Origin of the sequence: Methylocaldum sp. 14B (assembly GCF_002005105.1) — a bacterium.
Classification (GTDB): Bacteria; Pseudomonadota; Gammaproteobacteria; order Methylococcales; family Methylococcaceae; genus Methylocaldum.
Genome location: NZ_MSCV01000002.1, coordinates 97,086 through 118,290 on the forward strand (window position 1 = coordinate 97,086; position 21,205 = coordinate 118,290).

Sequence of the window (21,205 nt, forward strand, 5' to 3'; positions counted from 1 at the left end):
GCTCCGAACCTCCGGAAGGCGTTCCGCTCGCCCACCGGGGCGCAAGCTCGACCCCAGCCATCCACGCGCGCTGACAACTTTCTCCGGAATACATGTCATTATCCACTACCAAAACGTCCGCACTCCGCCATCGCAATTTCGTGCTTTACCTGTGCGCCCGATTTCTCGGCGCCGTTGCGGTGCAAATGCAAAGCGTGGCCGTGGGTTGGCAAGTCTACGCGCTTACCGGCGACGCGCTCGATCTCGGACTTGTAGGGCTCGCCCAGTTCGCGCCTTTCGTGCCGCTCGTGCTGATAGCCGGCCAACTGGCGGACCGCTTCGACCGGCGCCGCATCATCATGCTCTGTTATGCCGTGGAAATGCTATGCGGCCTATTGCTGATCGGGTTCACCCTAACTGGCCTAAAGGTCGTGTGGCCGGTATTTGCCGTCATGGCGCTCTACGGATCGGCGCGGGCGTTCATGATGCCGTCCAGCCAGGCGATCGTAATCAATCTGGTCCCCGCCGAAAGCTTCAGCAATGCCGTAGCGCTCAGTTCATCGAGCTTTCAACTGGCGGTGATTGCGGGTCCGGCACTCGGCGGCGTCCTATATCTTGCGGGGCCCATGACTGTCTACACGACGGTGTCGGTGCTGCTCGGACTCTCGGCAATCCTGATTCTGTCGATGCGCAGCCTTCCCCGGCGGACCAACGGCCGCGAACCCATGAGCTGGCATACCGTTCTGGACGGCTTGCACTTCGTACGTTCGCGGCCCACCGTATTCGGCGCCATTTCGCTCGATTTGTTCGCCGTTCTGTTCGGCGGCGCCACGGCGCTACTGCCGGCCTATGCCAGCGATATTCTGCACGTAGGCCCGACCGGGTTGGGCCTGCTTCGCACCGCACCCGGAGCCGGCGCCGCCCTGACTGCCATGTTGCTCGCCTTCGCGCCCATCTCCCGACACGTCGGACGCTGGATGTTCGGCGGCGTCGCTGTGTTCGGGGCGGCTATCATCGTGCTCGGCCTGTCGACGAGTTTTCCCTTGTCGCTCGCCGCGCTTTTCTTGCTGGGCGCCGGTGACATGGTCAGCGTTTACATCCGCCATATGCTGGTCCAGCTCGAAACGCCCGACGCGATTCGCGGGCGAGTGAGCGCCGTCAATTCCGTCTTCATCGGCGCTTCGAACGAACTGGGCGAATTCGAATCCGGCCTGACCGCCGCTTGGTTCGGCCTCACTCCCGCCATTATCGTCGGGGGAGCGGTCACACTGGCCGTCGCCATAGTTTGGATGTACGGCTTTCCCGATTTGCGCACAATGGATCGTTTCCCGCACCGCATGGTCGAAACACCGTCTTCCGACAAGAGGAACAGCATTAAACCGAAACGCCGTTCCGGTAAACGACGACACCCCTGAGTCCCCGGCAAGTCCAAATCTGGTTTCCGGGCGAAACGAGCTTTCATTTATCGCGGGTTATGTTTAAAGTCTTCGGCCGATAACTCCGCCTCGCGGCTCGTTTAGCATCTGACATTCAAAAACGATGGCATCCGTCTCCCGACCCAAGCTTACGAGCGGGCGGCTCACTTATCCGCTCAGCTTGGTCATTTTCGCCGCGTCCTATTTTCTGACGGCGAAATCCGCTCTGTTGCTGGCGACAGTCCACGTCAAAGTCACTCCCATCTGGCCTCCGACCGGCCTCGCCCTGGCCGTGTGTCTCGCCTTCGGCCGACGCTGGTGGCCTGGCGTTTTTCTCGGCGCCCTGGCAGTCAATCTCACGACCGGTGCGTGGCTTTCCGCATTCCCCATCGCCGTCGGCAACACGCTCGAGGCCGTCGCCGGAGCCGCATGGATCGCCCGCGCCGTGCCCTCGGACCGGATATTTTGTACGGTTCGGAACGTATTTCGCTTTTTGACGTTCGGCGTGCTGGCTGCTCCTCTTATCAGCGCCGGCATCGGAAGCTTGAGCGTGATGCTGTTGGAACCAAATGCATCCCGCCCGATTTGCGATCTATGGTGGACCTGGTGGCTGGGCAATGCCAGCGGAGCGCTTGTGGTGGCCCCGCTTTTTCTGGCGTTGGCCGCGCGCTCTAAGCTTGAAGCTTTAAGCTTGGAACAGGCACTCCATACAGTGCTGACAGTATTGACCGGGCTTTATGCCTTCGGCGGATGGCTGCACCCGGATACCGCTCACTATCCGTTGGTCTTTCTCACCATTCCCACTCTCATTTGGGCGGCTTTCCGCTTCGGCCCGCTTGCCATCGCTTCGACCTTGGCCCTCAACGTTCTGATCGCGGCGGCGAGCACGGCGAACGGAATCGGGCCATTTTCCCAGTACCCGACGAACGCCTCTTTTCTGCTGCTCGACGCCTTCATACTCATCGTCGGCGGCACCACGTACGTCATGTCGGCGTTGGTGGCCGAGCAAAAGTCCACGCAGTCCATGCTGCGCAACCGCGGAGAGCTTCTCGAGCAACGGGTCGTGGAATCGACGCGGCAGCTCGAGCAAGAGCGCGAATATCTGGAGAGCATTCTGATCAACATGCGGGATGCCGTGTGGAGCGTCTCTCCGGATGGCGAAAAAGTGCTGTTCGTCAACAAAGTCGTCGAAAATATTTACGGCCATAAACCGGAGGAATTCTATGCCGATCCGGAACTCTGGCTGAATGTTGTTCACCCGGACGACCGCCCGTTCGTTCATGCCGGATTCGCCGATCTCCTCCAAGGCGCCAACTTCGATGCCGTGTACCGGATCGTTCGCGCCGACGGAGAGATCCGTTGGGTCCACGATATGGGTTATCCCGTTACCGATGCGGCCGGAGAACGCACTCGCCTTGACGGCATCACCCGCGACATAACCGCGGAAAAACGGATCGAAACCGAGCTCCGTCTCGCCCAAGCGGCATTCGAAAATACCACCGAAGGGATCGTCATTACCGATGCCGAAACTCGAATCGTTGCCGTCAACCGGGCGTTTACCGCGATTACCGACTATTCCGAATCCGATTTGCTCGGCAAGACGCCGCGTCTTTGGCAGTCCAAGCGACACAACGGCGCTGTTTACAAAGAGCTTTGGGCCGCGATCCGGACAACCGGGCAGTGGCGCGGCGAGCTCTGGAACCGGCGCAAGAACGGCGAAATCTTTCCTGCCCTCGAGAACGTCAGCGCGATTCGCGATCGGGACGGCCAGATTCTGAACTATGTCGCCGTGGTTTCGGATATCAGCGGCGTCAAGCAATTCGAGAAGCAATTGTTCCAACTCGCGCACCACGATGTCCTCACCCAATTGCCCAACCGCCTGCTGTTCACGGATCGGGTGGATCACGCCTTATCCCACGCCCATCGCGAAGGACATCGGGTGGCCGTCCTATTCATAGACCTGGACCGTTTCAAGAACATCAACGACAGCCTGGGCCATGCCGTGGGTGATCAGTTGCTGTGCGAGATTGCGTCGCGACTCACTTCCGCCGTCCACGAGAACGATACCGTAGCCAGACTGGGGGGCGACGAATTCGCCATCGCCCAGGAGCACATCAAGACCCCGGCGTGCGCGGCGATACTCGCCGAAGTGCTGGTCAACGCGCTCAGCGAGCCGGTCCGTGTCGACGAACACGATTTGTTCATCACCCCCAGCATCGGCATCAGCATTTATCCGGACGATGCGAAAGGTACCGACGACCTGATTCGGCATGCCGATGCGGCGATGTATCACGCCAAGCGGCTGGGACGGAATCGCTTTCAGTTCTACAGCAAATCGCTGACCCAGGAGGTCCTGGAAAAAGTGCGGCTGGAAACCCAATTACGCCAGGCGCTCAAACGGGGCGAGCTTGAAGTCTTTTATCAACCCCAAATCAATTTGCTCGACGGCACCGTATCGGGAGCCGAAGCGCTAGTACGGTGGCGCCATCCGGAAATCGGTCTGGTATCGCCCACCAAATTCATCCCGCTCGCCGAGGAAAGCGGAATCATCTGCCAAATCGGCGAATTCGTGCTTCGCGAAGCGTGCCGCCAGGCCAAGAGCTGGCTCGATCACGGGTTTTCCTTCCAGCAAATCGCCGTCAATGTCTCCAGTCAGCAATTACACGATTCGGATCTGGTCGAACTCGTCTCCCACACACTCGCGGAAACCGGCCTCGACGCGCGATATCTGGAGGTCGAGATTACCGAAACCGTCGTCATGCAGCAGACCGAGAAAACGCTGCGCATTCTCGAAGACTTGCGCACACTCGGCGTGAATCTGGCGGTCGACGATTTCGGCACCGGCTATTCCAGCCTGGGCTATTTGAAACAATTGCCCGTGCATCGCCTGAAGATCGACCAATCCTTCGTCATGGATGTGCCACACGAGAATAATGACGCGATCATTCGGGCGATTGCGGCAATGGCTCGCTCGCTCCGCCTGGAGTTGATCGCAGAGGGTGTGGAAACGGCGGCGCAACACGCGTTTCTCGCCGCAGAAGGGTGTCAACTGGGCCAGGGTTATTTATTCGGCAAGTCGGTTCCGTCTTCCGAGTTCAGTTTCGCCCCCCGCCCGGTGCCCGCCAACGCAGTCGACCTCTCATTTCTCGGCACGTGAACGGACGGCCGAGAACGGCAGGAAGACTCCGCAAAGCAAGACCAGCGTGCAACCGGCCAGGGCTTTCTGATCGGGGATCTTCGCGAACAGCAACACGCCCCAAATCACGCTCATAACCGGACCGATGTAGCCCACGGAGCTGACCAAGGCGGCCGGGGCCATTTGATAGGCTCGCGTCATGTACAACTGGGCACCGCTGCCGGAAATCCCCGCGAGCATCACCCAGCCCCAAGCATTCTGCGTGGACGGCCAAAGGACGCCATAAATTCCGAAATAAACCAGATGAATCGCCACAGCGACCAGGCAGAAATAGAAAACCACGGCCTGCGGCGGATTACTCCGGCCGGCGCGGGCAACCATCAAGTACGCCAGAGCGGCCAGAAATCCGGACCCCAGCGCCATAGCCCGCCCGAGAAAGTCCGAAGGGCCGAGCCTCGGCTGAAATAGCAGAAAAAGGCCTGCGAGCGAGCCGAATATGGCCAGCCAGACGGACAGCGGGTTTCGCTGCGATAAAACGGCGGGCCCCAACAGAGCCACGAACACGCCGCTGCTCGCCGACAAAAACGCGCTCTCGCCGGGCCCGATCCGCTGAATAGCCGCGAACGAGAGCATCAGCGAGACCGCACCGAATAGACCGCGCAACCACAGCGAAGCCCGCCGGTCGCCGAATAAGGCCCATCCCTGCTTGAACCACAGCGCCGGCGCCACGAGGATGACGAGATTCACCGTCACCCGAATGAAACTAACCATAGGCGCAGCAACCGGAGGGACGGTTAGGGCCGCGCCGTACACACCTACTCCCATCACCGAAAACAGGAAAGCGGCAATGACCATGTAGGCCAGTCCGCGCATTCGTCCTTGCCACATACGGCCGCCTTCCGCGCAACAGGCGGTTCGATGGGGATGGTTGGAAATCAAGAGTGGATCTGTTTTATGAAGAGTTTTGAGGGCTTGGGCGAATGTTTCCCGATAACGGGACGGATTGCAAATCCACCATCGTCGTCCGGATTTTCCCTCGGATCGAATCAAATCATAACCGGCACAGACATACTTTTGCCCGATGCGGGATTCGTAGAAATAACCATAGGCAAAGCCATATCCTCATGCTAGAGTTCGGGAACCTGACACGTTCCTTCAGCGGCATTTGGTAATTCCTTCCTGGATCCGGCGTCGTTCTCGCTCTGTTCCCGAAGTCCTCGCCTCATACCTCAAGAAGTAACTCGTAGGTTTGTCCTCGGCCTTGGAGGCCGGTTTTGTTTGTTGATGTTCCGGCGCGTGTCGGAGCGGGAGTTATTTTCAAATGAAGAATATTTATGTAGGCAACTTATCATTCCAGACCACGGAAGACGAGCTTCGTGGGCTGTTCTCCCAGTATGGCGAGGTTCAATCGGTTAATCTGATCACCGATCGCTTTACCGGACAATCCAAGGGCTTCGGCTTTGTCGTGATGGACAGCCGGGGGGGGCAGGAAGCTATCGATAAATTAAATCAGACCGAATTCGGCGGCCGTTCCATTACCGTCAATGAAGCGCGTCCCCGCGAAAACAACCGTGGCGGTTCTACTCAACGTCGCGGTGGTGGCGGTGGCGGTGGTGGCTTCGGCGGTCAGCGTCGCGGTTACTAACCGGTAGCCGAGAAACATCTTCAAGAGCAGGTTGTTTCGATGCGGCCTGCTCTGCAACGCTGGCCCGAACTGCTTTCTGCCGACCGCTAAAACGGTTCAGAAACAGTTTCGGGCTTGCGTACCATTGTTTTCGCTTGTCGGTCGCCCTAGGCCATCAAGCAAATATCGAAGCTTGACCGTACCAAGCCTTTTGCGGCTTACCACGCAGGCCGAGCAGCGTCGGTCGACTGTCGGATCGAAAAAACAATCCCCGCGGACCAGCGGCCTTCGGCTCCGGCGCGGGATACGGTGGACCGGCAGTTATAGTTGTCTCAGGAACCCAACAATAGGCGACATCTCAGTCGCATCGGCGTTTTATGGAAAACCAGCGCGCTTCCGACGAGACAGCCATAGGGGGAACATCCCTGTTCAGGGTCGACATCCGCTGTCACTAAGAAATAAGTTTGGTCCGCTGAAGAATTCCGGATCAGAATGCCCCGATTCCCTTCGAAACATCCCGAGTCCGTTCGGAACATCCCTTTCCTACTGCGATATCCTTAAGTCCGTTCGCGTTCCAAATCCTGCACGGAATATCCTTATTCCGTTCGGAACATCCTGTTCCTCGCGACATCCCTAAGTCCCTTCGCAACATCCTAATCCCTACCGGAACGTCCACTGTTCCGGACCTGAAACCGAAACCCTGCGCTCCCGGTTTCAGGTGGCTTCATTAAACCCGCATATAGCCCCAAGACAAATACGTACGCCTTCGTATGTACGAAAGCTTGACATGAGTCGGAGCAAGAAACGGAATTCCGAAGACGTTTTTTGCGTCGCTTCGCTCCGGAAATGCCCTAAAAACCCGTGACTCCGGCCTCATATCGTCTGCGGCTTTTTTCTGGGCGTTGCTTCAAGAGACCGCAGTTGGTCTTCCAGCTGCTGTAGTTCCTGTTGAAGCTTGGGCAACAAATCCTTCTTGATGGACTCTTCGGTAGCAGCCTGCGCTCTTTGTATCTCGCCCAATAACCGTGCCCATTCGTCCCGCAGCTTTTGCGCCTCCTCCGATTCCGGCACCCGCCGCATATCGGACTCGAAGCGCTCCACCTGCTCGCGAAGAATACCGAGCCCCTCGGTGAAGCTGCGCAAGATTTCCCCCAGAGGAAAAAGCGGTGTCTGTCCGACAGAACCACGAACCGTGGCACCATCCGCCAAAGGCGCGTCACCCGCGTTCGCCGGCTGAATTTCGACACGACGCCTTTCGGAATTATCAGGGTCTTCGTCCACTACGAAACGGGCGCTCTGAGTGACCTCCGCAGCAAACCCGGGCTCGATGGCGAGCTTTGCCACGTAACCGCTTTGCCCTGTTGCTTCCACGTCCGTGACCCTGCCCACGCTCTGGTTCCGAATGACAACAGCGTCTCCCGGCTGCAAACCGCCCGGCGCGTCGAGCTGTAACTTCAATTCAAGCTCGTCGCGGCTGCAGCCGAATAGCAGCAGAATCAACGCGACGATAGCGAGGGTGAATCTGATGGGCATGAAAGTGTCTCCCGGACGTTATGGATCTTCGACTTGGCTCTGCATGATAAAGCAAAGCTTAGGGCGAACGGCAGAAATCGCCTTCTGGTGAAACAAAGCGTTTTGATCGCAAGTCTCATAAGTAGATTTCGAAACGGTGAATCGAATCGAGCAAGGAGAACTTCATGGCGCCTATTGATCCGGAGGGTAGACGTTTGCCCGTCAAACTGGATACCGCCACCAATGGCGAATACCTGCCGATGCCGCTGACCGACCCGGTCGTCATTGCGAAACGGCTAGCCCACGAACAGGTTTCGAGAGTATCGCGACGGCTCGGCATGACCCGACGGGCGTTTCTTAAGTCGGCATCGGGCGCGGCAACGACGCTGCTGGCCATGAATCAGGCATTCGCCGCTTTCGGCCGAACCGGAGGACGATACGAAATTCCGGTAGAAGCGGCCTACGAACCGGACCTGGCCCAAGCGGCTTTGGGTGGAAAGGAGTTCATCTTTGACATTCAGGGACACCACGTGAATCCCGAAGGGCCGTGGCGAAAACCGACCAATCGCTGGACGTATAGCCTCCGGTTCTTTCCGCAATCCGATTGCGGCGACGGCGCCATCGAGTGCTTCTCGGCGGAGCATTTCATCCGAGAAGTATTCCTTGACAGCGACACCACCATGGCGGTCCTCTCCGCCGTCCCGGCAGCTCCGGGGGACGATCCCTTGACCATAGAAGACGCCGCCGCCACGCGGGCCACGGTGGACGCCCTGAAAGGCTCACACCGGCTGCTGATCCACGGTTTGGTCCGTCCCAACCTGCCGGGCGAAATCGATGCGATGTCCATGCAAAAGGAAAAATACGGCGTCGCCGCCTGGAAAACCTATACCCAGTGGGGACCCTCGGGAAAAGGGTATTGGCTGGACGATCCCAACGTCGGGATTCCCTTCATCGAAAAAGCGCGCAGTCTGGGCGTGAAAGTGATTTGCATACACAAAGGGCTTCCCCTGTTCGGCCTCGACTATACGCATTCCACCTGCCGCGACATCGGCGTGGTGGCCAAACGCTTTCCGGACGTCGCCTTTATCGTCTATCACTCCGGCTACGAGCCGAAACGCAAGGAAGGGCGCTACGATCCCAATAACGCTTCGGCAGGTGTGGATTCGCTCATCAAGAGCGTCCAGGACAACGGCATTCCGCCGAACAGCAATGTTTACGCGGAACTCGGCAGCACCTGGAAGCTGCTGATGCGAGACCCCGGCCAGGCCGCCCATGTGCTCGGCAAGCTGTTCAAATACGTGGGCGAAAACAACGTGCTGTGGGGAACCGATTCGATCTGGTACGGCAGCCCCCAAGACCAGATTCAGGCTTTCCGTGCGTTCCAGATCGGCGAACCCCTTAGAGAACGCCACGGCTATCCGGAGATTACTGCGGAATTGCGGACCAAAGTGTTCGGCTTGAATGCCGCCAAGCCCTACGGCATCTCGACGGAGGAAATAAAAAGGCGCACCGCTTCCGACCGCGTCGCCGGCATCAAGCAAGTGTACCTGGAACACCCAGAGCCCAGTTTCGCCAGCTACGGACCGAAGACGAGGCGGGAGTTTTTCGACCTGCTGCGGCTCAGGGGAGGACCGTTGTGAGCCGCAGTTTAGAGTCTCGCTCGGCCGAAGCCCGATTCAAGTACCGCTTTTCGCCGAAGGTCCGATGATTACAACAAAATCATCAATACGATGATGATCAGAATGATGCCCACGATGCCGCTCGGGTAATAACCCCATCCTCTACTGTACGGCCACGTGGGAAGGAGCCCGAAAATCAGCAGGATCAGAACTATCAATAAAATCGTTTCCATCGAAGGTCTCCATACAAAAACATCCCTTGAATGCCAGAGCCAAAGCCGAAGGTCAGATCCATTCGCGAGGCTCGGTCTCGGAGATTACCACGAGATTCTGACTTTTCTCTCGCCCCAAGCTACCGCTTTTCCCAATTTTTTGCCCATGTGAATATCGATTCGCCGTTCCCATCTGTCGTGCATACGGTCCAGCACGACGAATTCACCCACGCCATGGACTTTAACCTTCGTTCCGCAATTGAGCCCCATCTCGAAAAGATCGCGTGAGACAGCAATGACGTTGCGTTTGGATTCAATGGGTTTGTTGCAGGCACCGATATGAGGTGTGCTGTCGGTTTGCGCAACGACGGAATTGTAAGCGGTGGCAGTTACAGTCATGGATTTCGCTTGCAAAGGATCAGCCAACCATAGCACTATTACAAGCAGCAAAGCGCCAAATGATGTGCGCTTCGTATCCATATCCGTGAACTTCCATTGGATCCTTCAGGCCCATTTCCCGAGCCATAATCTTGTAGACATTTGTTCGTCTTTCGGGTTCACCTCGTCGATCGGCAAGATCGAAGTGAGGTCTGTGTTCATCGGGGCGGTTCAGCCTCGCGCCATTCTCCCGGCTTGAGGTCGCCCAGCGTCCAAGGCCCGATTGCCCAGCGAATGAGACGCAAAGTCGGAAATCCAACCGCCGCGGTCATGCGCCGTACCTGACGATTGCGTCCTTCCCGCAAAGTCAGCTCGATCCACGAAGTCGGAATGGCGGCACGATAGCGAATCGGAGGATCGCGCGGCCAAAGGCCCGGAGGCTCCTCGATGATGCGCGCCTTGGCCGGCCGAGTCGGACCGTCCTTCAACAGCACCCCGCGCCGCAGCCGCTCCAACGCCGCCTGGTCCGGAACCCCTTCCACCTGCGCCCAATAAACCTTAGGCAACTTATGACGCGGATCGGCGATGCGCGCCTGCAAGCGGCCGTCGTCGGTCAGCAGGAGAAGTCCTTCGCTGTCCCGGTCCAGCCGACCGGCGGGGTACACGTTCTTGAGCGGAATGTAATCGGCGAGCGTCGCGCGGTCGTGAGCGCGGTCGGTAAACTGAGACAGAACGTCGTAGGGCTTATTGAAAAGTATCAGCATATAGATTCAAAGAGGTTCTTTATCGTCCGACACAGGCGGTCTAGCGCTTGATTTTACGAGGATTTTGTATCTTTTCGGATTTCATCGAATCTTATTGTCACGAGCTTAAACTGTGAGTAGACTTGTGAGCATCGATTTGCTTACTCACCGATAAACCAAGATTTCTACTCACCATGAAGCTCACAGACTCGAAAATCAAAGGACTGCGCCCCACGGGTAAGCTTTACCGGGTAGCGGACGGCAAGGGGCTTGCCCTGGAAGTATCGCCCACCGGCGCGAAGCTGTGGCGCTATCGTTTCCGGCTCCACGGCAAGGCAAACATGCTGGCGCTTGGTGCCTATCCGACCGTCACGCTGTCCGATGCTCGCAAGAAACGCGACGAGGCGGCCGAGCTGGTGGCGAAAGGCGTCAACCCGGCGCACCATCGGAAAGCGCAGGAGCTAAACACATTCCGAAGCATCGCCGAGGAATATCTCGCCGATCAGGCCGAAGTCTGGACGCCGCGAACCCTGAAACAGCGGCGTGCACTGTTCGAAGCGAAGATTTATCCCGCTCTTGGCGACCGTCCGATTAATGACATATCGTCCGCGGATATCTTGCGGATTTTACAGGGGATCGAAGCCACGGCGCCCACCATGGCCGCGTTTTCCCGCCAAGTCATCGGCGCGGTATTCCGCAAGGCGATCTGCACCCTACGCGCGGAATCCGACCCGTCCGCACCGCTCCGGGGAGCCTTGAAGCCGCGCAACGTCAAACACCATCCGATACTACCGACCGCCGAGATTCCTGGCTTCTTCGAGCGACTGGAAGCCTACACGGGCTATCCGACCACGAGGGCGGCGGCTGAATTGTTGTGGCTGACTACCGTTCGCACCGTCGAACTCGTGGCCGCTCGATGGGATGAAATAGACCTAGAGGCGGAAGTTTGGACCATTCCGGCCGAGCGCATGAAGATGCGCCGGGACCATGTTGTTCCGCTGGTTCCGCGAGCGGTCGAAATTCTACGCTCTATCGAGCCTTTGACGCGGCGGACCGGCTGGGTATTCCCGAACCGGGACGACTCTACAAAGCCGGCGAGCGCCGGACTGCTGCTGCGCATGTGGCGTCAGCTCGGGTACAAAGAATTCTCCCCACATGGCGTACGGGGCACGTTCAGCACTTGGGCGCATGACAGCGGCTACCGCTCCGAAATCATCGAAGCGCAGCTTAACCACGCCGACAGGAACGTAACTCGATCCAGCTACAACCGCTCCGCCTACCTGCAACAGAGGCGGGAGATGCTGGAGGCTTGGGCCGCGTATCTGGATGGCTTAAAGGACGGAGTGAAGATCGTACCGATCCGCAAAAAAGCATAAGAATCCCGACCGGCGCGGGGAACGCCGAAAAGTCATGGACGGCATGAGCGGGCCGGCTTGGTGTTGGAGCACCCGGCCGACCCTGACCATAACCGCAAACCTACACAGGAGGTTGCAATCATGGCTACTCAAGAGAATAACACCACCCGCGACTCCGCAGGCGCGGCCGACATCCTGGCCCAAGCGGCGGGCTTGCTCGATATCTTGCGATCCGTGGATAGCGATACGCCCACGTGGACAGACGTAACGGTCGACGGCGCCAATACGATCATCGAGGAAATCCATAAGCGGATCGAGAAAGCATCCGCATTGATCGACGGGAGGGCGTCATGAGCGAATCACGCGAACTGCAAGCGGCAATCGACGCGAGCATTGCCGAAATTCAATACGTCCATGCTTTGTTCGCGGCAATCAAAAGACTAGCCGAGCACGATTTGATTATCAGAGGTCTGGCCGGCAGCGGTATTTCCTGGGCGGACAGCATTGCCGACGAATTACAAGCCACTTTGTTCAAGCTTCAGCAGGAGGGCGGCGGCAATGATTAATGGTCGAACCAATACCCCGGAACTGACCGAAGCGTCAGACCTACTCAGCCAATCGCGGGGTATTCTCGAATTGCTTCAAACCCTGACCTTGATACCGGACAAAAACCAGATTATCGAGCTTTCGCCGGGCGCAGCCAAAGGTCTTTTTTTCCTGATTGAAGATGTAGACGCGCGGATATTGAAAGCAGTTGAGCTGATCGACCAATACCGGGCGGTGAACAAGTAATAGAGGAAGTATGAGTAAATCACTTAATTTGGAGGCGTTTTGTTTTTCGGACGAACAACGAAAAAAGTTAGCGAAGGCCTGGAAGCGGGAACCGAATGCTGGAAGGGATGCCATTAAGCAGTTTATCGACGGCACGGAAAGCGTGCTTAACATCGTTTCGCCGGCATTAATCCAAACACCCCGAAAGGGAGTGCATGACAATTGGGCACGTATCGGGCGCTTCGCAGGCTCGCTTCGTCAAGGTGCCGAACGTCTTCAGCAAGCCATTGCAAATCTTTCCGACGAAGATTGTGCTCGCGTCGATCCCAGTAACCGTGACCTTTTTCGAAAATTAGCGCTGGACGAATGCTTTCGTGACAACGAATCCATCCCTACATGGGCGTCAGGCGACTGGTTTTCGAATGACAGTAACTTACTCGCTTTCTTGAAGCGCGTTGAAGATACCGCAAATGAAACTATCTCGTCGGCCGAGTTTATTTGCGCCTATATCAAGGTTTCTCGATCGGAAAAGGTTACTACGGAAAATGTTGATAACGTCCTTAAACTACTAATCGATTTGCATGAAGAATGTTTTAAAGAATTTCCGAGCCATTTTCGAAACACCCCTTTCCATAATTTCATAACCGAGCTATTCGAAAATATTTTAGGTTTTGACTGGTCGCCAAGCGAGGGCACGCTTCGCCGCTTGATTCCAGAGCGGTGAAATCCACAAACTGATCGGTTCGGAAGTTGATTAAGCCGTTACGAAAAAACGACGCCCGCCGTTAAGTTAAAGTCATTCCGGTATGTTCCGGTGAATTTTTGGAACATTTGAATGGCTCAGAAATATTCAGAATCGCTCGGACGATTAACTATCATCAAGCGCCGTGAGGTTGAAACTCGTACGACGCTGTCCCGATCGACCGTCTACGCAAAACTCGATCCAAAGAGTCCGTACTACGATCCAACATTCCCAAAACCTGTGCCATTGGGAGGCCGTGCCGTTGGCTGGGTCGAATCTGAAATTGATGGTTGGATTGCCGCGCAAATAGCGCGCCGAGATGCGGCGTAAGGAGGCGGTATGATCCAAAACAATAACCCCGGACCCGCTGGGGGGCAGCGGCCGGGGCTAAGTCGAAATCGAAAAACAGTCGCCCACCATTCTAATGTCATTCCTTTTCCGCGGGAAGCGAGGCCGAAATACCCGCCATACGGCAGCCGTGTTGCCGCGCTTCGCCGTCAATCCGCCGACACGCTGTTGACGGTCCTCACCGGATCGGCCGCGATGGACGAAGCGGCGCGGCGGTTCGCGCTCGACGCCAAGTACGGCGATCCGCCGAGCTTGTTCGTTTCCATGCCTTTCGAGCGGCCGCCTGGCGCCTATGACTGGACGTTCGCGGTCGGTATGGACGTTGCTATCTGCACGGAGGGAAAGCCGGAAACGGACATAACCATGCTGACTCTGGCAAGGCTGTTGCTCGAGGCCGGCGCCGCCCACGTAGTCGTCAATCTGTCGCAGCGAATCGAGATTCTGCGGCGCGATGAGCGGGGGCAGATATGGCGAGCCCATTGAATGAAGAGCCGATATCCGACCTCAACGAGTTGGTTACCGATTTGAAACGGTATGTTCTGCTGGAAATCGATGACCTAGCGGCACAACCCCCGCAGCGCTACCGAATCAAACCCGTTTTCCCCGAAACGGGGATTGCGGCGATTTTCGGGCCGTCCGCTTCGGGCAAATCCTTTCTCGCGTTCGACATGGCCGGCGCGATAGCCGGACGGGATGAGTGGTTCGGCTTCCGCGTTCGGAATGCGCCTGTGATTTACCTGTATCTCGAAGGCGAAGGCGGCGCGCGGAACCGGATCGCAGCCTACCGGACACAGTACGGCGGCGCGTCACTGGCCAACATGCGGTTTGTCATCGAGTCGTTTGACCTCTTGTCGAACGACCCTTTGAGCCTAAGCCGGACTATCAAAGACGCCGGCTTAGAGCGCCCTACCATCTTCATCGACACCCTGAACCGTGCAGCCACGGGCGCCGACGAAAACAGTTCCGTGGACATGGGCCACATTATCGCCGCCTGCAAGCAAATTCAGGCCGAAACGGGCGGACTTGTCGTGATTGTCCATCACACCGGCAAAGACGGTACCAAAGGACTGCGGGGGCATTCGAGCTTGTTTGCCGCGATGGATGCGGCGATTCAGGTGTCACGGTACGAAGATCGGCGCGAGTGGGCTCTTGCCAAGTCGAAGGATGGGCAGGACGGCTTAACCCATGCTTTCAACTTGAAGGTCATCGACTTGGGAGAAGACGACGACGGCGACCCGGTGACATCGTGCGTGGTGGAGCCCCTGGAAGCTCACAGTGACAGAGTAAAGAAACCGAAAATGCCCACGGGCGGGAATCAGAAGATCGCCTGGACGTGGTTCAGCAGTGAATTCGAGGAGCGATACACCATACCCTTTGATGAGGCAGTTCGGGAAATCGGGGCTCGACTCTCCGTATCTCCTGATCGCAGAGGGGAAAGAGCGAGAGAGGCAATCACCGGGCTGATCAATCGCGCGCTTCTTTCCCTGTTGGACGGTTCGCTGAGTTCCCCGGCTTTTTCCCCGAACCCCGAACCATATAAATATGGTTTCGGGGCCGGGGATAAAAAAACTACCCGAAGTTCCCCGAAAACAGGGAATCCGGGGAAGCGGGAAACCGCAGATTACGCAACTGCGGGAGGATTCGACCTATGACAGCGGAAACGATCCTTTCTCGCTGCCGGGCGTTGGGAATTCCGATCTCCATGAATGGGGACCGGCTGCACGTTGGCGTCGAATCCGACCGGTTACCGGCCGACCTGCTGGACGAACTCAAAGCGCACAAAGCCGAGTTGCTGGCGATGCTTTCGGCTGAGTCTCGCATTCGCGCATGGCTGGATCGGATCGGCGAAACCGACGAAGCCGTCATTACGGAGGCTCTGGACCTGTGCCAGACCGACCCTGGGGCGCTGGCGTATTACCTCGCCCGTGCGACAGAGATTACGGGCCGGCCGCTACACAACAAGATGAAAGGGAGCCCTGAACTGTGAGTCTGAAACAACGCATCCAAGCCTTGGAGCGCGTCATTCGCCCGGTTGAGACCGACACCCGGCCGGCGATGCCGCTAGAAGTTCAAGCGGCTTTCGAAAAGGCTATCAACCAGTGGCTTGCGACCTTGCCGCCTGATGTGGCTGCGGATCAGCTCGAACTTCACGAGATCGGCAAAGAGGTTTCGAAACAGGCCGAACCGTTCGCGAAGGATCGCCCGCCTGAGGAGGCCATAAGGGAGGCCTTCCGGCGAATCGGTGAACGCAAAAACGAAGTCCGGCGGATATTTCGGGAGCGCCACGGACGGGAGCCGCTGGAGCGGTGAATTCGGTTGATAGAACAACTTCGGAAGCAGTATGGCATTCAAGAAAGGACAATCGGGTAATCCCAAAGGCCGACCGCCGGGCACGACCTTGGCGGGCAAGTTACGGGCGGCCGTAGGCAAGGACTTCGACGCCATCGTAAAGGCCGTGATCGATCAGGCCAAAGTGGGCGACATGTCGGCGGCATCCCTGCTGCTGTCGCGTGTTGTTCCCGCCGTGAAGCCGGTTCAGGAACCGATCCCGGTCAAGCTGGAGGGCGAGACTCTCACCGAAAAGGCCGGCGCGATCCTCGACGCGGTAAGCCGTGGCAAACTCTCGCCGGCAGATGCAAAGCTCTTGCTCGATGGTCTGGCCGGAGTCGCCAAGATTACCGAAATCGACGAACTCACCAAGCGTATCGAAGCGTTGGAGGCGCGGCAGAATGGCAATTGAGCCGTTTCGAGCGGTCGGATTACTGCTTTGATTCCGTCACGGATTCAAGCACAGATGGATGAAGCCGGGGGCAACACCCTGCTGTATCTGGTGCTGGTGCTCGGCGCAAACCCCGATTTCGATGGATCGGCCGCCGTTCAGGAGCTTATGTACATGCGCCGTGGTCGACCGGCATCCTGATCCCTTGGACGACGTCGCCTGACATCGTTTATCGCCCTGCCGCAGTTCGAGCGGTTCCATCGCTGGAAGATTCCAGACCGACATCCGATCTTCGCCCATGCGTTGTTGGAACTCGGAGGCGACCGTTTCGGTGTTCCACAACGGGGTTGCAAAGCTAGTAGAGCCAGTACGAAATGCACCCCGATCGAAAGTTCGAACGCCGGCAAGGCTCTTGAAGTTGAAACAACTCCGAACCGAGTCTTGGTACGTTATTATTTTTAACCCGTTAATTGGGGAAAGGGATCAGGGCGCGTGCTTTGGGAGGCAGTGACGAATAGCTCTAGTTTGCTCTATCACGTCCGATAGCCCAAGTACAACGGCCTGATACACCGAAGGCCCCTCGGCTAAACTTCCGATTAAAAGAAAAACAGCAACAACGTTACCGTGAACCAACAAGCCCTTTCCGCCTTCATCTGGTCGGTCGCCGACCTTTTGCGCGGCGATTACAAGCAATCCGAATACGGCCGAGTCATTCTGCCGTTCACCGTGCTGCGCCGCCTGGACTGCGTCCTGGAAAAAAGCAAAGACGCCGTGCTGGCCGAGTATGCCGATAAACAAAAGGCCGGCATCAATCCCGAGCCCTTCCTGTTGCGGAAGGCCGGTCAAAGCTTCTACAACGTCTCGCCCTTGGACCTGAAAAAGCTCATGGGCGATCAGGACCACATCAAGGAAAACCTCTTTTCCTACCTTCAGGGCTTCTCCGCCTCGGTGCGGGATATCTTCGAGCGGTTCGATTTCCACACCCAGATCGACCGGCTTGCCAAGGCCGGTTTGCTGTATCTGGTGACCGAGCGCTTTGCTCAGGTGGATTTGCACCCGGAGAAGGTCGACAACCATCAGATGGGGTTGGTGTTCGAGGAATTGATCCGGAAATTCGCCGAAATCTCCAACGAAACCGCCGGGGAGCACTTCACCCCGCGCGAAGTCATCCGCCTCATGGTCAACCTCTTGTTCATCGAGGATGATGAAGTCCTGGCAAAGCCCGGCGTGGTGCGGACGATCTACGACCCGGCGGCGGGCACGGGCGGCATGCTCTCGGTGGCGGGGGAATATCTGGAGGAACACAACCCCGAAGCCCGCCTCACCATGTTCGGACAGGAGCTGAACCCGGAGTCTTACGCCATCTGCAAGGCCGACATGCTGATCAAGGGGCAGGATGTCGCCAATATCGTGTTCGGCAACACCTTTTCCGATGACGGTCATCCGCACCGGAAATTCGATTACATGCTGTCCAATCCCCCTTTCGGCGTGGAGTGGAAGAAGGTCGAGAAGGAGATTCGTAAGGAGCACGAACAGCAAGGCTATAACGGCCGCTTCGGTCCTGGTCTACCCCGAGTTTCGGACGGTTCGCTCTTGTTCCTGCTGCATCTCATCAGCAAGATGCGTCCGGCCCATGAAGGAGGTAGCCGCTTCGGGATTGTCCTCAACGGATCGCCCCTGTTCACCGGCGGCGCAGGTTCCGGCGAAAGCGAAATCCGCCGCTACGTGCTGGAGAACGATCTGCTGGAAGCCATCATCGGCCTGCCCACCGACATGTTCTACAACACCGGCATCAGTACCTATATCTGGATACTCACCAACCGCAAACCGGAACACCGCAAGGGCAAAGTGCAACTGATCGACGCCTCGGGCTTCTGGCAAAAGATGCGCAAGAGCTTAGGCTCCAAGCGCAAGGAATTGTCGGACGAACATATCGCCGAGATCACTCGATTGTTCGGGCAGTTCATCGAAGCCAAGGACGGCAAGAAGCCCATTTCCCGCATTTTCAAAAACAGCGACTTCGGCTATCGCACCATCACGGTGGAACGGCCGCTGCGGGATGAAAACGGCCAAATCGTGTTGGGCGAAAAAGGCAAACAGAAAGGCAAACCGCAACCGGACACGAGCCTGCGCGACACCGAGAACGTGCCACTCTCCGAGGACGTAGAAACCTATTTCAAGCGCGAAGTCCGGCCCCATGCGCCGGATGCCTGGATCGACCACGACAAAACCAAGGTTGGCTATGAGATTCCCTTTAACCGCCAATTCTATGTGTTTGAGCCGCCGCGCCCATTGGCTGAGATCGACGCCGACCTGAACCAGTGCACGGACCGCATCAAGGCCATGATTGAGGGGCTGTCGGCATGAGTTTCCCGCGCCACGAAAAGTACAAGGACAGTGGGGTGGAATGGTTGGGCGAGCTGCCGGAGCATTGGAGCATAGAAAAGTTTAGATACTGCTTCCGAGAAAGCCCAGAGAAAATTGAGAATGAAGTAGTTGGGGAAATGCTGTCCGTATCTGGCTACCGTGGTATCGAAATCAAGGAATATGACGATGAAAACAGACGGCGAACTGATGAAGATTTGATCGGCTATAGGATCGTTCGCAAAGGTCAGCTCGTCGTTAATACGATGTGGCTTAATTACGCTGGACTTGGAGTCAGTTCTTTCGAGGGACATGTAAGCCCAGCTTATAGAAGCTATTGGATAGCCGATAATTTAAATAAGCGTTTCATTCATTATCTACTACGGAGTAGTTTATATGTGAATGGTTATACCAAATACTTAACTGGGATTCGGCCAAACTCATTGCAAATGAGTCGCGATGATTTGATGGCTTTTCCAATCCTAATTCCCTCACAACACGAACAATACACCATCGCCGCCTTTCTCGACCGTGAAACCGCCAAGATCGACGCGCTGATTGCCGAACAGCAACGGCTCATCGAACTGCTCAAGGAAAAGCGCCAGGCGATCATCTCCCACGCCGTCACCAAAGGGCTGAATCCGGATGCGCCGATGAAGGATTCCGGCATTGCGTGGATGGGCTGGGTGGCCGAACATTGGAGTTTACCTAAAATCCGATATGTCGCTCGCGTGGAGAATGGAACCACTCCTAGTCGGAACAATCTCGATTATTGGATGGATGGCGACATTCCATGGCTATCGTCGGGAGAGGTGAATCAGTATGCTGTGACCGAAGCTTCCGAGCATATAACTTCACTAGCACTTCGGGAATGTTCACTTCGACTTTTGCCTCGCGGAACAATAATTGTTGGACTAATTGGTCAAGGAAAAACAAGGGGATTATCCGCGCAGTTAGAGATCGAGGCTACTATTAACCAGAACTTAGCAGCAATAATCCCAGATCAAAGCCTGAGTCCAAAATATTTACATTATATTCTGCAAGCAGCATACGAGTACTTAAGAGAATACGGGCGGGGTGGACAGCAGGCTGCTTTGAACTGTGAGATTCTGGCTGATATGCGGTTACCACTTCCTCCGCTCGACGAACAATTACTTATTTCAGCTACTCTTGATGAACAAACGGCGAATCTCGATGCTCTCACCGCCGAAGCTCAACGCGCCATCACCCTCCTCCAGGAACGCCGCACCGCCCTGATTTCCGCCGCTGTCACCGGCAAGATTGACGTGCGCGGACTGGTAACCGCTCAATCAACAGTGGAAGCCGCCGCATGACCCAGCATCCCATTGGCAAACTACAACGGGTGTCCCTCCGGGAAGTCTGGAAACACGAAGCCCGTGACTTTACCCAATGGCTGCAGGACAACATCGATGTGCTGAACGATATCCTTGACCTGAACCTGGTCAACGTGGACCGTGAACAGTCCGCGGGGTCCTTCAGCGTCGACTTGGTCGCGGAGGACGAGGGAGGTGGCACGGTCATCATCGAGAACCAGCTCGAGAAGAGCAATCACGATCACCTGGGCAAACTTATCACCTATCTCACGGCAATGAGTGCGCGCGCCGCTGTCTGGATCGTCTCCGAGCCCCGTCCGGAGCATGTCGCGGCGATCGCTTGGCTGAATGAATCGAGCAGTGCTGATTTCTTCCTCGTAAAAGTGGAGGCGGTGCGGATCGGAGAATCTCCCGCAGCGCCGCTCCTGACCGTCATCGTCCGACCATCCCAAGAAACCAAGACCGTGGGCCACCAGAAGAAGGAATTGGCCGAACGTCATGACATTCGACGGGCGTGGTGGGCGCAACTGGTAGCCCGTTCCGAGGCGAAACTTCACGCCCATATCACACCGGGCCAGTATTCCTGGATTGGGGTTTCAAGCGGTACCCGAGGGCTGAACCTCAATTACGTGGTGACCCAAGATGAATGCGGCGCGGAACTTTACATCGACCGCGGCAAAGATTCGGATGCCGAAAACAAGCGGATTTTCGATCAGCTGTACGAAGCCCGAGAGGAAATTGAGCAGGCTTTGCCGGAGCAGCTAAGTTGGGAAAGGATGGATGGCCGTCGGGCGTGCAGAATCCGTATTTCCATCCCCGGCGGGTATCGCTCCCCCGACGAGGACTGGGAGGCAATCCAGACACGGCTGGTGGCCGCCATGAACGGGCTCGACCAGGCCCTCAAGCCGCACCTCAAAAAGCTCAGGCTCGGCAGCTAAAGCTAAAGGAAACGGG

General features: G+C 56.9%; 24 protein-coding genes. 19 read left to right on the forward strand and 5 right to left on the reverse strand.

Annotation, left to right across the window (positions count from 1 at the left end):
• Window positions 1–92 precede the first annotated feature (92 nt).
• Window positions 93–1,394 carry an MFS transporter gene (locus B2A78_RS01900; RefSeq protein WP_077728218.1) on the forward strand — a complete coding sequence of 434 codons (1,302 nt, stop codon included), beginning with the start codon at window positions 93–95 and terminating at the stop codon, window positions 1,392–1,394.
• A 124-nt stretch (window positions 1,395–1,518) separates the two neighbouring features.
• The gene (locus tag B2A78_RS01905) at window positions 1,519–4,551 is read left to right on the forward strand and encodes an EAL domain-containing protein (protein WP_077728219.1); all 3,033 of its coding nucleotides are present in this window, start codon (window positions 1,519–1,521) and stop codon (window positions 4,549–4,551) included.
• Here the strand turns inward: B2A78_RS01905 and B2A78_RS01910 are convergent.
• Complete coding sequence (locus B2A78_RS01910; protein ID WP_077728220.1) at window positions 4,534–5,418, reverse strand: DMT family transporter; 885 nt, start codon at window positions 5,416–5,418, stop codon at window positions 4,534–4,536. The genes B2A78_RS01905 and B2A78_RS01910 overlap by 18 nt on opposite strands.
• A gap of 433 nt (window positions 5,419–5,851) precedes the next feature.
• On the opposite strand from B2A78_RS01910, the gene B2A78_RS01915 reads away from it, so the two are divergent.
• Window positions 5,852–6,175, forward strand: a complete 324-nt coding sequence (locus B2A78_RS01915) for an RNA-binding protein (protein WP_077728221.1) — start codon at window positions 5,852–5,854, stop codon at window positions 6,173–6,175.
• Between the two features lie 852 nt (window positions 6,176–7,027).
• On the opposite strand, the gene B2A78_RS01920 is transcribed toward B2A78_RS01915, so the two are convergent.
• Window positions 7,028–7,687 carry a hypothetical protein gene (locus B2A78_RS01920; protein ID WP_077728222.1) on the reverse strand — a complete coding sequence of 220 codons (660 nt, stop codon included), beginning with the start codon at window positions 7,685–7,687 and terminating at the stop codon, window positions 7,028–7,030.
• Between the two features lie 164 nt (window positions 7,688–7,851).
• Here B2A78_RS01920 and B2A78_RS01925 point away from each other — a divergent pair, with 164 nt between their 5' ends.
• Window positions 7,852–9,306, forward strand: coding sequence for an amidohydrolase family protein (locus tag B2A78_RS01925; protein ID WP_077728223.1), 1,455 nt, complete (start codon window positions 7,852–7,854; stop codon window positions 9,304–9,306).
• 68 nt (window positions 9,307–9,374) lie between these two features.
• Here B2A78_RS01925 and B2A78_RS01930 read toward each other — a convergent pair whose 3' ends face one another.
• From B2A78_RS01930 to B2A78_RS01940, 3 genes are all read right to left on the reverse strand, one after another.
• A complete protein-coding gene (locus B2A78_RS01930; RefSeq protein ID WP_077728224.1) occupies window positions 9,375–9,518 on the reverse strand; it encodes a DUF3309 family protein in 144 nt (47 codons plus the stop codon).
• An 84-nt stretch (window positions 9,519–9,602) separates the two neighbouring features.
• Window positions 9,603–9,977, reverse strand: a complete 375-nt coding sequence (locus tag B2A78_RS01935; protein WP_077728225.1) for a 3D domain-containing protein — start codon at window positions 9,975–9,977, stop codon at window positions 9,603–9,605.
• A 116-nt stretch (window positions 9,978–10,093) separates the two neighbouring features.
• Window positions 10,094–10,639: an rRNA large subunit pseudouridine synthase E gene (locus B2A78_RS01940; RefSeq protein ID WP_077728226.1), complete on the reverse strand. Its 546-nt coding sequence runs from the start codon at window positions 10,637–10,639 to the stop codon at window positions 10,094–10,096.
• Window positions 10,640–10,812: 173 nt separating this feature from the next.
• Between B2A78_RS01940 and B2A78_RS01945 the strand changes: the two genes are divergently transcribed.
• From B2A78_RS01945 to B2A78_RS02015, 15 genes are all read left to right on the forward strand, one after another.
• Entirely contained in the window at window positions 10,813–11,994 is a 1,182-nt protein-coding gene (locus B2A78_RS01945) for an integrase arm-type DNA-binding domain-containing protein (protein ID WP_077728227.1), read from the forward strand.
• A 120-nt stretch (window positions 11,995–12,114) separates the two neighbouring features.
• On the forward strand, window positions 12,115–12,327 hold the full coding sequence (locus tag B2A78_RS01950) for a hypothetical protein (RefSeq protein ID WP_143735040.1): 213 nt from the start codon (window positions 12,115–12,117) through the stop codon (window positions 12,325–12,327).
• Entirely contained in the window at window positions 12,324–12,539 is a 216-nt protein-coding gene (locus B2A78_RS01955; RefSeq protein ID WP_077728229.1) for a hypothetical protein, read from the forward strand. The genes B2A78_RS01950 and B2A78_RS01955 overlap by 4 nt, the downstream gene beginning before the upstream one ends.
• A complete protein-coding gene (locus B2A78_RS01960) occupies window positions 12,532–12,765 on the forward strand; it encodes a hypothetical protein (RefSeq protein ID WP_077728230.1) in 234 nt (77 codons plus the stop codon). The genes B2A78_RS01955 and B2A78_RS01960 overlap by 8 nt, the downstream gene beginning before the upstream one ends.
• A 10-nt stretch (window positions 12,766–12,775) precedes the next feature.
• Window positions 12,776–13,468 (forward strand): hypothetical protein, encoded by a 693-nt coding sequence (locus B2A78_RS01965; protein WP_143735041.1) that lies wholly within the window; start codon window positions 12,776–12,778, stop codon window positions 13,466–13,468.
• Between the two features lie 111 nt (window positions 13,469–13,579).
• Window positions 13,580–13,816: an AlpA family transcriptional regulator gene (locus B2A78_RS01970; RefSeq protein ID WP_077728232.1), complete on the forward strand. Its 237-nt coding sequence runs from the start codon at window positions 13,580–13,582 to the stop codon at window positions 13,814–13,816.
• 9 nt (window positions 13,817–13,825) lie between these two features.
• Window positions 13,826–14,317, forward strand: coding sequence for a hypothetical protein (locus tag B2A78_RS01975; protein WP_077728233.1), 492 nt, complete (start codon window positions 13,826–13,828; stop codon window positions 14,315–14,317).
• Window positions 14,302–15,486 carry an AAA family ATPase gene (locus tag B2A78_RS01980; protein WP_077728234.1) on the forward strand — a complete coding sequence of 395 codons (1,185 nt, stop codon included), beginning with the start codon at window positions 14,302–14,304 and terminating at the stop codon, window positions 15,484–15,486. The genes B2A78_RS01975 and B2A78_RS01980 overlap by 16 nt, the downstream gene beginning before the upstream one ends.
• Window positions 15,483–15,821 (forward strand): hypothetical protein, encoded by a 339-nt coding sequence (locus B2A78_RS01985; protein ID WP_077728235.1) that lies wholly within the window; start codon window positions 15,483–15,485, stop codon window positions 15,819–15,821. Before B2A78_RS01980 ends, B2A78_RS01985 begins: the two co-directional genes overlap by 4 nt.
• Complete coding sequence (locus B2A78_RS01990) at window positions 15,818–16,144, forward strand: hypothetical protein (RefSeq protein ID WP_077728236.1); 327 nt, start codon at window positions 15,818–15,820, stop codon at window positions 16,142–16,144. The genes B2A78_RS01985 and B2A78_RS01990 overlap by 4 nt, the downstream gene beginning before the upstream one ends.
• A 31-nt stretch (window positions 16,145–16,175) precedes the next feature.
• Window positions 16,176–16,574, forward strand: a complete 399-nt coding sequence (locus B2A78_RS01995) for a DUF5681 domain-containing protein (RefSeq protein ID WP_077728237.1) — start codon at window positions 16,176–16,178, stop codon at window positions 16,572–16,574.
• A 54-nt stretch (window positions 16,575–16,628) separates the two neighbouring features.
• Window positions 16,629–16,754: a hypothetical protein gene (locus B2A78_RS26815; RefSeq protein WP_276205319.1), complete on the forward strand. Its 126-nt coding sequence runs from the start codon at window positions 16,629–16,631 to the stop codon at window positions 16,752–16,754.
• Window positions 16,755–17,177: 423 nt separating this feature from the next.
• Complete coding sequence (locus B2A78_RS02005) at window positions 17,178–18,920, forward strand: class I SAM-dependent DNA methyltransferase (protein WP_077728239.1); 1,743 nt, start codon at window positions 17,178–17,180, stop codon at window positions 18,918–18,920.
• On the forward strand, window positions 18,917–20,251 hold the full coding sequence (locus B2A78_RS02010) for a restriction endonuclease subunit S (protein ID WP_077728240.1): 1,335 nt from the start codon (window positions 18,917–18,919) through the stop codon (window positions 20,249–20,251). Before B2A78_RS02005 ends, B2A78_RS02010 begins: the two co-directional genes overlap by 4 nt.
• A complete protein-coding gene (locus B2A78_RS02015) occupies window positions 20,248–21,189 on the forward strand; it encodes a DUF4268 domain-containing protein (RefSeq protein WP_077728241.1) in 942 nt (313 codons plus the stop codon). Before B2A78_RS02010 ends, B2A78_RS02015 begins: the two co-directional genes overlap by 4 nt.
• Window positions 21,190–21,205: the final 16 nt, after the last annotated feature.

Coding starts and splice junctions, on each gene's coding strand:
- B2A78_RS01960 (WP_077728230.1), top strand. CDS start 12,532: ATGATTAATGGTCGAACCAATACCCCGGAACTGACCGAAGCGTCAGAC.
- B2A78_RS01940 (WP_077728226.1), bottom strand. CDS start 10,639: ATGCTGATACTTTTCAATAAGCCCTACGACGTTCTGTCTCAGTTTACC.
- B2A78_RS01955 (WP_077728229.1), top strand. CDS start 12,324: ATGAGCGAATCACGCGAACTGCAAGCGGCAATCGACGCGAGCATTGCC.
- B2A78_RS02015 (WP_077728241.1), top strand. CDS start 20,248: ATGACCCAGCATCCCATTGGCAAACTACAACGGGTGTCCCTCCGGGAA.
- B2A78_RS01950 (WP_143735040.1), top strand. CDS start 12,115: ATGGCTACTCAAGAGAATAACACCACCCGCGACTCCGCAGGCGCGGCC.
- B2A78_RS01965 (WP_143735041.1), top strand. CDS start 12,776: ATGAGTAAATCACTTAATTTGGAGGCGTTTTGTTTTTCGGACGAACAA.
- B2A78_RS01985 (WP_077728235.1), top strand. CDS start 15,483: ATGACAGCGGAAACGATCCTTTCTCGCTGCCGGGCGTTGGGAATTCCG.
- B2A78_RS01995 (WP_077728237.1), top strand. CDS start 16,176: ATGGCATTCAAGAAAGGACAATCGGGTAATCCCAAAGGCCGACCGCCG.
- B2A78_RS01920 (WP_077728222.1), bottom strand. CDS start 7,687: ATGCCCATCAGATTCACCCTCGCTATCGTCGCGTTGATTCTGCTGCTA.
- B2A78_RS01915 (WP_077728221.1), top strand. CDS start 5,852: ATGAAGAATATTTATGTAGGCAACTTATCATTCCAGACCACGGAAGAC.
- B2A78_RS01935 (WP_077728225.1), bottom strand. CDS start 9,977: ATGGATACGAAGCGCACATCATTTGGCGCTTTGCTGCTTGTAATAGTG.
- B2A78_RS01930 (WP_077728224.1), bottom strand. CDS start 9,518: ATGGAAACGATTTTATTGATAGTTCTGATCCTGCTGATTTTCGGGCTC.
- B2A78_RS26815 (WP_276205319.1), top strand. CDS start 16,629: ATGGATGAAGCCGGGGGCAACACCCTGCTGTATCTGGTGCTGGTGCTC.
- B2A78_RS01975 (WP_077728233.1), top strand. CDS start 13,826: ATGATCCAAAACAATAACCCCGGACCCGCTGGGGGGCAGCGGCCGGGG.
- B2A78_RS02010 (WP_077728240.1), top strand. CDS start 18,917: ATGAGTTTCCCGCGCCACGAAAAGTACAAGGACAGTGGGGTGGAATGG.
- B2A78_RS01900 (WP_077728218.1), top strand. CDS start 93: ATGTCATTATCCACTACCAAAACGTCCGCACTCCGCCATCGCAATTTC.
- B2A78_RS01980 (WP_077728234.1), top strand. CDS start 14,302: ATGGCGAGCCCATTGAATGAAGAGCCGATATCCGACCTCAACGAGTTG.
- B2A78_RS01945 (WP_077728227.1), top strand. CDS start 10,813: ATGAAGCTCACAGACTCGAAAATCAAAGGACTGCGCCCCACGGGTAAG.
- B2A78_RS01970 (WP_077728232.1), top strand. CDS start 13,580: ATGGCTCAGAAATATTCAGAATCGCTCGGACGATTAACTATCATCAAG.
- B2A78_RS01925 (WP_077728223.1), top strand. CDS start 7,852: ATGGCGCCTATTGATCCGGAGGGTAGACGTTTGCCCGTCAAACTGGAT.
- B2A78_RS01910 (WP_077728220.1), bottom strand. CDS start 5,418: ATGTGGCAAGGACGAATGCGCGGACTGGCCTACATGGTCATTGCCGCT.
- B2A78_RS01905 (WP_077728219.1), top strand. CDS start 1,519: ATGGCATCCGTCTCCCGACCCAAGCTTACGAGCGGGCGGCTCACTTAT.